Raw genomic sequence first — 10,645 nt, 5'->3', positions numbered from 1 at the left:
CGCCTGAATTGCAACAGCAAACAGTCAACGTGACGTTCCCTGCATCAGCGGGAAAGCCAAACGTAACTGGCGATGTCGTGAAGGAATCAGTAACTGGTATCGACTTTACGGATACTGACCTAGCAGCGAAGTACAGTGTCGACGGTTATACGATGTATGTTGACGGCGTGAAAACGACCACGATTGCGTCGGAGCCAACTGACACAACGGCTAACGGCTTGAGTGAAACTGATGGGACACCACAGAATCACAAGGTGACGTATGTGGCTAACACGGATCAAAAGGCGACGTTGACGTTTAAGAACGATCCAAAGCACCGGACGACAATCGTTGAATCAGAAGGAACGTCAGACGAGACGATTAACTTCGGTACGACGACGGCTGATTTGACGGTGCCGGGTTACGATTATGTCATTGAGGATGTTGTCGGTAACAAGTACACGTCAATTGACGACTTTGTTTACACGGCGAAGGAAGCTGATTCACAAGACTACACTGTCACCTATACAGCTAAGCCAGTGGAAGTTGCCGTACATTATGACACTGAGAATTTGACTGCTGGTCAAAAGACGACAGTCAATGCAACTGATGGTGTCATCACGGGTAAGACGGATGCTGGTTATGCGACAGCCGATGGTGCGACTACTGTAAAGGCAGTACCAGGCTACACGTTTACAGTGACGAATAATTTTGGTGACGTTGTAAAGGATTCTGAAAAGGACTTTGACTTAAAGAAGGTTCCTGGTCAATTTGCGGTTAACTCAGATGGTACGTTAAAGAACCCAAGTTACACGGTTGTTTACACGCCTGAATTGCAACAGCAGACAGTTAACGTGACATTCCCTGCATCAGCGGGTAAGCCAAACGTAACTGGCGAGGTCGTGAATAAGTCTGTGACTGGCGATAACTTTACGGTCACTGACCTATCAAGTTATAACGTTGATGGTTACACGATGTTAGTTGATGGTAAGCCAGCAACCAGCATTGCGGCAGAAGCGACTGACACAACGGCTAACGGTTTGAACAAGACAGATAGCGAGCCGCAGCTTCACGAAGTCACATTCGAGGCGAAGGCGGATCAAAAGGCGACGTTGACGTTTAAGAACGATCCAAAGCACCGCGATATGATTTCTAAGGATAATGGTGTGTCAGACACAACGATTGACTTTGGGACGACGACGGCTAAGTTGCATGTGCCAGGTTACAGTTATGTGATTACCGATGTGGCCGGCAAGACATATGAGTCAATTGACGACTTTGTCTACACGGCCAAGGAGGCTGATTCACAGGACTACACAGTTACGTACACGACATTGCCAGTGGAAGTTGCTGTGCACTATGACAAAAACAACTTAACTGACGGTCAAAAGGCGACCGTTAAGACAACTGATGGCAAGATTACTGGTGTAACGGACGCAAAGTATGCAACGGCGAATGGTGCGACAACGGTACCAGCTGTGCCAGGTTACACGTTTACGGTGACCAATGCGTCAGATAAGCCGGTTGTTCAAGACGCGACGAAGCCATTTGATTTGACAACGTTGACGGGTACGTTTGAAGTTAATGAAGCTGGTCAGCCAATTAATGATCACTTTACAGTCGTATACACACCAGTTGCCCAAAAGGTAGCGGTGGATTACGACACGTCTAACCTAACCCCTGCACAACGGGCAACGGTTGATGTGCAGGATGGCCAACTTGATGGCGTAACGGATGCGACCTATAACACAGCAACTGGCGATAAGGTCGTCAAGGCTGTGCCGGGATACACGTTTACTATTACAGATGCATCAGGTGAGACGGTTGTCAGTGATGCGACGAAGTCATTTGATTTGACGACAGCAGACGGGGCCTTTGCATTGAAGCCTGCCGGCAATCTGGTTAACGATCACTTTACGGTGGTTTACACGCCAGTTAAGCAAACGGTAGCGGTGAACTACGAAACGTCTAACTTGAACGAGACGCAAACGTCACAAGTAAAGGCACCAACTACGGCGACAATCACCGGTAAGACGGATGCGTTGAATGCAACGGCTGACGGTGACACAACCGTTAAGGCCGTGCCGGGTTACACATTTACGGTAACGGATGCGTCAGGTAAGCCGGTTGTTGAAAATTCAGAGAAGAACTTTGATTTGACTAAGGTGCCAGGTCAATTTGCAGTTAATGCAAATGGATCGTTAAAGAACCCAAGTTACAGCGTGGTATACACACCTGAATTGCAACAACAAACGGTCAACGTGACGTTCCCTGCGTCGGCAAACCGTGCTAACGAGACAGGCACAGTTGTTAATAAGTCTGTGACGGGACAGGACTTCACGGTCACTGACCTATCAAGTTACAACGTCGATGGATACACAATGTTAGTTGACGGTACGCCAGCAACTAGCATTGCAGTAGAAGCGACTGACGCAACTGCTAATGGTTTGAGTAAGACTGATCGCAAGCCACAATTGCACACGGTGACGTTTGTCGCGAAAACCGATCAAAAGGCACGTCTGACGTTTGTTGATGATCCTAAGCGTCGCGATCAAATTACCAAGAATGATGGTGAGTCAGATACGACGATTAACTTTGGGACGACGACGGCTGATTTGGCAGTGCCGGGTTACAGCTACGTTATTACGGATGTGGCTGGTAACACGTACAAGTCAATTGATGATTTCGTTTACACAGCGAAGGAAGTTGACTTGCAAGATTACACTGTCACGTATACTGCTGAGCCAGTGAAGGTTGCGGTTCACTTTGATACGACAACGTTGACGAAGGAACAACAAGCAACGGTTAACGCCGTGGATGGTGAAATTAGTGGTAAGACAGATGCAGATTATACGACGGCGCAAGGACAGACGACGGTGCCAGCTGTACCAGGCTACACGTTCACGGTGACGAATGCAGCTGGGAAGGTTGTGGCGCAAGATGCAACGTCAGACTTTGATTTGACGATTGTGTCAGGCGCATTTACGGTCAACCCGGATGGCACACCAAAGAATGACCACTTCACGGTTGTTTACACACCAGTTGAACAGGTTGTGACGGTTAACACCGACACGACAGGGTTGAATGCGACGCAAAAGGCGCAAGTGAATGTACCCGCAACGGCGACAATCACGGGTAAGACGGATGCGTTAAATACAACTGCTACAGGTGCGACGGCAGTGACGGCGGTACCAGGTTACACGTTCACGGTGACGGATGCGGCGGGTCATAAGATGGTTGAAAATTCAGAGGCCAACTTTGATTTGACAACTGTCCCTGGCCAATTCGCGGTTAACCCTGACGGTACGCTGCAGAACCCAAGTTACACAGTGGTGTACACGCCTGAAGTACAACAACAAACAGTTAACGTGACATTCCCTATGTCAGCAAACCGAGCTAACGAGACTGGCACAGTGGTGAACACGACTGTTACTGGTCAAGATTTCACGGCGACTGACCTATCGAACTACAACGTTGACGGTTACACAATGTTGGTTGATGGTGTGAAGACAACGACGATTATGCCTGAGGCAACGGATACCACGGCCAATGGCACGTCAACAACTGATGGTGTACCACAAGTTCACAACGTGACATTTGTGGCTAACACGGATCAGAAGGCGACGCTAACATTTGTTAATGATCCTAAGCATCGTCAGACGATTGTTGAGACGACGGGGACATCAGATACAGCAATCAGTTTTGGTACGAAGACTGCGGATTTGGCTGTGCCGGGTTATAGTTATGTGATTACTGACGCTGCTGGTAAGACATACACGTCAATTGACGAGTTTGTTTACACTGCGAAGGAAACTGATTCGCAAGACTATACGGTGACTTACACGCCAGCCGTGCAACAACAAACGGTGACGGTTACGTTCCCTAAGTTGGCTGGCCGACCAAATATTGTGGGTCAGGTGACCCAAACGTCAACAACGGGTGTTGATTTTGCAACGGTTGATTTGACGAAGTATGCGGTGCCTGGTTACACGATGTTAGTCGATGGGCGACCAGCGACAAGCATTGCACCGGAAGCAACGGATACCACGCCAAATGGTTTGGCGACTGTTGATAATGCACCGCAAGGACACCACGTAACTTTTGTGGCGAATGCTGCGAAAGCACAAATTGTCGTGATTGATGATACGACTGGTGCAGCCTTACGCGTCGATGATGTGCGAGGCGTGACGGATGGTGAGATTGTTTACAACAGTCCAGCAACCATTAAGCGTTATGAAGCAATGGGTTATGTATTGGTATCAGACGGCTTTGTTGTTGGTACCCATTATGATGCGATTGCTGATGCAACACGTGATTCGCAAGTATTTGAGATTCACTTGAAGCACGATACTGTTGATGGTACGGGTAAGACGCGCACAATTGTTCGCCACACGACGATTAAAACGCCGGATGGCAAGGTAGTAACGGTCGAACAAATCGTTACGGTGACACCTCACTTTAGTGTTGATCGGGTGACGGGTGAACGCGTGCCAGATGCTGCAGTAACAGACAAGACCAAGTACGCCCATGCTGAAACGCCTTGGCTGGAAACGCACGACCGAACTGCGCGAACTGTTGTGAGTGAAATTACGATCAATGGTCAAACGGGCGAAACAGACTTTGGTGATGTGCAGGTTGCCAATGTGCCAGGTTACAAGTTAGTTCGGACTGACGAACCAAACGGTGATCAGGTGGTAACCTTTGTTGCGATGGCGAAGGCCCCAGCCGCACCACACGAGTCTGTAAAAGCACCAATGACGACTGAACCAACACCAACTGTTGTGACTGTTTTGCAGCCAACACCAAGTGTGCCAGTGGTAACATCAGTTGCACCGGTGCTGGCTAGTCAGGCACCTGCGAGTCAGGCGATTATCACGTCGGCGAGCGCGGTGAATGTGACGCCAATAACGCCAGTAGCACCACTGGCACCGATTACAGAACCAGATGTTGCGGTTATTCACGATACAGTTGTTGATGGTGATGAAGGCTTGTGGATTCACGAAATCCCAGACGATAAGGATGGCGATGTCGGTGATTTGCAAAACTTACATGACACCAATGTTATGACGAACGACCCATACTTTGTGGCGCTATTGTTTGCAACATTAGTTGCCGCCGGTATGTTCGGCGTTCTCATGGCTTTCTATCGTCGACGCGAAGCGACTGAGCGTAAGCTAGCTGCACGCCGAGATGCTGGTGACCAGAATTAAAAAATAACGAAGAAACCTCTTCGCTCCTGCTAGCCACTGACGCTTTGCGTTAGTGGCTTAAGGGGGTGAAGGGGTTTTTCGTTTTAAGAAGAGGAATGGTTATGAAAAAAATTGGGTTAGCATTGGCATTCGTTGCGGCACTGCTTGGCGTACAAAGTCAGGTGCACGCGGATGTCGCGGACTATGAAGTCCATGCATTAATTCCGGCAACGCAGATTAAAGGAAATCACACGGAAGCGTTTGATATGGTGCTGGCGCCAAATCAAACCCAGAACATGTCATTTGTAATTACAAATCACACGGACAAAGATATCGTGTTTGATATTGCCAAAGGAACGGCTAAAACCAAGGTAAACGGGAACATCAACTACACGGCGAACGATACGACATTTGATGCATCGTTGCCCGAACCAATCGGTGAGGACATGCAGATTCCGGCAACTGTGACTGCCAAGGCGGCTACAAATACAGGGTTTAATGTCACGCTTAAAACGCCTAAAACGGCTTGGCAAGGGTTACTAGCTGGTGGCATTAAAATTACCCCGCGTGGTGAAGCGGCAACTAAAAAATCGCAAAGTAGTGACGATCAAGGCATCACGACGATTCCAAAAACGATTGGCGTCTTTGTCCGTAATAAAGACGACCTGCCCGTGGCAAAACCGGTATTCGATTCAGCAGCGGTTAAGCGCATTAAAGGAAAACCAGCACTGGGGATTTTAGTTCGAAACCCGCACGGTAATTTCGTCAATAAATTCCGAGTTACAGCGCAGGTGGTGGATAAGCACGGCAAGATTGTCTTGCAACGCGAACAGGCAGGCATGACAATGGCCCCATATTCAAAAATGACATGGCCGATTAATTTAAAAAAGACGGGCTTGCCGTCGGGTGACTATACCGTTCGTTTGGCTGCTCGTTGGGTGCGCGACAGTGTTACCGGTGATTATGTGGACAACATTAGTGATAAAAAAGAGTTCGTGAAGCATTGGGAAACCACGGTTAACGTCACGGCCGATGAATTCACAACGCGTCACGTCAATACTTGGTCGTGGTTAGATACCGTGATGGTGATGATATTGCTTGTGTTGGTTGTGGCCATCGTCACTGTGATGATTAAAATTCGGGGGCTCCACAAGCGTTATTAAGAGATGAATCCCAAGACAACAGTGCGTCGGGGCGTGTCACGTGATACAATAAAAAAGAATAAATTTGGTGAAAGGCCGTAAAAGGGCTCAGAGATGAAAGATAGTCGACTACCTCGGGAAGGCGACTTTATTACGATTAAGAGCTACAAGCACGACGGCAGTTTACACCGAACTTGGCGTGATACGATGGTCCTTAAAACCAGTGAAAATGCAATTATTGGGTTGAACGATCACACATTGGTGACCGAAGATGACGGGCGTCGATGGGTGACACGTGAGCCTGCTATTGTGTATTTTCACCGTAAGTATTGGTTTAACATCGTCGCGATGATACGAGATAATGGGGTGTCATATTACTGCAACCTCGCTTCACCATTTGTTTTGGATAAAGAAGCCCTAAAATACGTAGACTACGACTTAGACGTGAAGGTTTTCCCAGACGGCGAGAAGCGTCTGCTGGATACGGATGAGTACGAGCTACACAAAGCGCAGTGGCAATACCCGGCGGATATTGATTTTATCGTAAAGGAGCACGTGAAAATTCTCGTGGATTGGATCAATAAGCACCAGGGCCCATTCTCTGATGAGTACATCGACTTGTGGTACCGACGCTACTTGGAAATCAAGCGTCGTAATAATCGTTAGTCGCAATATGATTTTGTAAAGGCAACCAGAATGTTAGCGCATTTTGGCTGCTTTTACTTTATAATCAAAAACGGAAATGTTTTAAGGGGATAAACAATATGAAAAAGTTTGGGTTAGTCTTATTGCTAATTATCGCGTTTGTTGGTGGTATTATCGGGTACCGCCACGTCACCAGCAATCAAGGGTATGAGGCGACGATGACAAATGCGCACAATGCATTAAACAAGCAGAATTGGTCAGATGCCAAGTTCTACTACCAAGAAGCACAAAAGGAAAAGAAGTCAGTTGAAGCGCGAACAGCGTTGGATCAACTGGTGTATGCTATCCGGGCAGATAAAAGTGCCAATAAGGGTGATTGGCAAGATGCCCTGGATTGGTACCACACTGCGAAAGTTGTTGACGGTGCGGTGGACTTAGTGAACGAGAACATTGATGTGGCTGTTCGTAAGGTCAAGACGAGCCGGGCGTCTTCTGAAGCCAAGGTGTCATCAAGCAAGGCGGCGTCTCTTGCGTCCTCTAAGGCAGCTTCTGCAAGTATTGCCGCCTCGCAGAGCAAGGCAGCAAGTGAAGCAGCATCCTCATCACGAAAAGCAGCGGAGTTATCATCATCCGTTGCAGCGTCTGTTAGTCGTTCATCGGCTGCACAATCAATTAGTGAGGCGTTCAAGTCAAGTAAGGCAGCTAGTGACAGTACAACTGAGAGCTCTGTTAGTGGTTCATCAGACACGACGTCTTCAGATGCAAGTTCAGTTCCGGCCGATTCATCATCAGAACGACAAATGGATTCAGCCGATGTCGCAGCAGCACGAGCAGAGTTGATCGCTAAGGGATACAATGTGCAAGACTTGCCAGCCTCGGAATTGCAAGCCGCGATGAACCAAGTGATTGACTCACATGGCGGGATGACGCTCGAAGATATTGCCAAGCAACACAAGTGGTAAGCGCTTTTCGGACAACTAAATACGTCAAAAACGGAACGGTCGTGGTGTTGAATCACGGCCGTTTTTTCGGTATACTGAATTGTTAAGATTTTTCAAAAAATCGGTAAATAAAGTAAAGAAATTAAGGGCGATAAAAATGGCATCATTACAAGAGGAATTGCAAACGCGCCGCACGTTTGCCATCATTTCCCACCCTGACGCCGGTAAAACGACCATCACGGAGCAACTATTGAAGCTCGGTGGTGTTGTGCGTGAAGCTGGAACTGTTAAGGGCCGTAAGGGAAATTTCGCAAAATCTGACTGGATGGAAATTGAGCAAAAGCGTGGTATCTCAGTTACCTCATCAGTTTTGCAGTTTGATTTTGACGGTAAGCGTATCAACATTTTGGATACGCCAGGACACGAAGACTTTTCTGAAGACACGTACCGTACGTTGATGGCGGTTGACTCAGTTATCATGGTGGTCGACTCAGCCAAGGGTATCGAGCCACAAACGAAGAAGTTGTTCGAAATCGTTAGTGAACGACACATTCCAATTTTCACATTCTTCAACAAGTTGGACCGTGATGGTCGTGATGCGTTGGACTTGGTGGATGAGTTGGAATCAACGTTGGGAATTAATGCTTACCCAATGAACTGGCCAATTGGATCAGGTCAAATTTTGGCGGGCTTGTTTGACTTGTATCACAACAATGTCGAGGTCTTCCGTCCAGAGTCTGAAGCAGAGCGTTTCTTGCCCTTGAACGCTGCAGGCACGGACTTAGCTGAACCTAACAAGTTGCAAGAGAATTCATTGTGGGCGGAAACGCGCGATGAAATCGAAATGTTGAAGGATGCCGGTAACCAGTTCAATGAGCAAGCCGTGATGAACGGAGAATTGACACCAGTCTTCTTCGGTTCTGCCTTGCAAGGGTTTGGTATTGAGACATTCTTGCAAACATACATGCAATTTGCGCCAGCACCTTCTGCTAAGAAGACGGTGAGTGGGGATGAAGTTGAACCAGCGACAGCCCAATTCTCTGGCTTTGTGTTTAAGATTCAAGCCAACATGAACCCAAATCACCGTGACCGTATTGCCTTTGTGCGTATTGTATCTGGTGAATTTGAACGTGGTATGGATGTCACTTTGGCCCGAACCAACAAGAAGTTGCGTTTGTCGAACGTGACCCAATTCATGGCAGACACTCGTGAAAACGTTGAAAATGCTTATCCAGGTGATATTATCGGTGTTTATGATACGGGTAATTTCCAAATTGGTGACACGATTTACGCCGGTAAGAAGGCTGTTGAATTTGAAGAGCTACCAACGTTTACGCCAGAATTGTTCATGCGGGTGCACGCAAAGAATGTCTTGAAGCAAAAGTCATTCCACAAGGGTGTGACCCAATTGGTGCAAGAAGGAACAATCCAAATGTACACGGCATGGGATTCAGGTGATTACATTTTGGGTGCCGTGGGTGCGTTGCAATTTGAAGTGTTCCAATTCCGTATGGAAAATGAATACAATACCGAAGTCTCATTGGAGCCAATGGGATCAAAGATTGCCCGTTGGATTAACCCTGAACAATTGGATCCACGTATGGCTTCGTCACGTAACTTGTTGGTACGTGATCGGGCTGAGCAACCGGTCTTCTTGTTTGAAAACCAATTCGCAGAACGCTGGTTTAAAGACAAGTATCCAGATGTTGATTTGGAGGAAAAGCTATGATTCTTTTGATGCCAATGGCACCAAATACATGGCTAATGGGGTTGGAAATTTTCGCCTTAATTATGGTGGCACCAACGGTTTTGTACTTCGTTGGGCACCGCATTTTGCGTGCATTTCCAGTACTGTTTAATGCGCTTCACTGGGTATTCGGTGCATATATGACATACGTCTTCGTTGCGGGGATTTCAACGTTGATGTTCAGTTAAAGAAAAAACGGTCAGTGATGACCGTTTTTTTGCGTTTTAGTGTACCGAAAACGGGATATAGAACATGTGTAAAATGCATGTGTTTTGTAAGGTTCGGGGGTATAATAATTTTTGTTCTTAAAGCCCGTGGCTTTTACCCAATTTCCCACGAGCTACTAGTGTCAAAACTAGTTGAACCCCTATATGAAGTCGTTTGGTGTTTTTCCCAAATTTCACACCAAGCCTGAGTCGTATCAGGTAGGCTTCGAAATGATTCTTCTTTAGATAGAAGATTGAGTGAGACGGAATTTCCGTCTCTTTTTTTGTGCCGTCATTATGGTAAACTTAGGGGTGAAACTACTATGAAAATGAAAGTTGAGGACCCGCCTATGTCAGATATGGATCCACATATGCAAGCAGCCGTTTACGGCACACCACAAATTAACCCGGATGAACGTAACCACTATTTGGGCACGTTTAGAGAGCGAGTTTATGCGGCGCAAACACGTGACACATTTGGTCAGGCGGCCTACATGCCAACCTGGGAGGCCCAATTTAAGGCGCATCCAGATGGCACGTTGTTCTTAAATGGCCATTTAGAATTAGATGATTTATCCCCATATATGCAATTAGCCTCGAAGTATAGCATTGGGTTTACGCTGAAGTCAGACGATGTGTTTGATCGTTCAGATATCGTTGCGGTGTTCGCAGCAAAAGAGGCTGTCAATATCGATCAAATTGATATTGTGAAGTTAACTGAGGCACCAACGGTGGAAGGAGAGAGCCAACCGGCGGGGAAAAAGCCTTGGTATAAGCGATTGTTTGGTTAAATAGT

Annotated in this window: 7 protein-coding genes; all 7 read left to right on the top strand. The window is 47.2% G+C overall.

The features are described from left to right. Positions 1-8 precede the first annotated feature (8 nt). The 7 genes from ACJ28U_RS09410 to ACJ28U_RS09380 all read left to right on the top strand — a co-directional run bounded on the left by ACJ28U_RS09410 (position 9) and on the right by ACJ28U_RS09380 (position 10,640). Positions 9-5,189, top strand: a complete 5,181-nt coding sequence (locus ACJ28U_RS09410; RefSeq protein WP_407619078.1) for a mucin-binding protein — start codon at positions 9-11, stop codon at positions 5,187-5,189. A 101-nt stretch (positions 5,190-5,290) separates the two neighbouring features. Next, positions 5,291-6,331 carry a WxL protein peptidoglycan domain-containing protein gene (locus tag ACJ28U_RS09405; protein ID WP_407619077.1) on the top strand — a complete coding sequence of 347 codons (1,041 nt, stop codon included), beginning with the start codon at positions 5,291-5,293 and terminating at the stop codon, positions 6,329-6,331. Between the two features lie 93 nt (positions 6,332-6,424). Further along, a complete protein-coding gene (locus ACJ28U_RS09400) occupies positions 6,425-6,976 on the top strand; it encodes a DUF402 domain-containing protein (RefSeq protein ID WP_010373437.1) in 552 nt (183 codons plus the stop codon). Positions 6,977-7,074: 98 nt separating this feature from the next. Then, entirely contained in the window at positions 7,075-7,917 is an 843-nt protein-coding gene (locus tag ACJ28U_RS09395) for a hypothetical protein (RefSeq protein ID WP_407619076.1), read from the top strand. Positions 7,918-8,047: 130 nt separating this feature from the next. After that, on the top strand, positions 8,048-9,625 hold the full coding sequence (locus ACJ28U_RS09390; RefSeq protein ID WP_407619097.1) for a peptide chain release factor 3: 1,578 nt from the start codon (positions 8,048-8,050) through the stop codon (positions 9,623-9,625). Next, on the top strand, positions 9,622-9,831 hold the full coding sequence (locus ACJ28U_RS09385; RefSeq protein ID WP_010373442.1) for a hypothetical protein: 210 nt from the start codon (positions 9,622-9,624) through the stop codon (positions 9,829-9,831). Before ACJ28U_RS09390 ends, ACJ28U_RS09385 begins: the two co-directional genes overlap by 4 nt. Positions 9,832-10,172: 341 nt before the next feature. After that, positions 10,173-10,640, top strand: coding sequence for a YueI family protein (locus tag ACJ28U_RS09380; protein WP_407619075.1), 468 nt, complete (start codon positions 10,173-10,175; stop codon positions 10,638-10,640). Positions 10,641-10,645: the final 5 nt, after the last annotated feature.

The sequence above is a fragment of the Weissella sp. MSCH1 genome, from assembly GCF_045799135.1.
Classification (GTDB): Bacteria; Bacillota; Bacilli; order Lactobacillales; family Lactobacillaceae; genus Weissella.
Note: the sequence above shows the minus strand (reverse complement) of the source record. Positions and strands in the feature narration are given on the sequence as shown.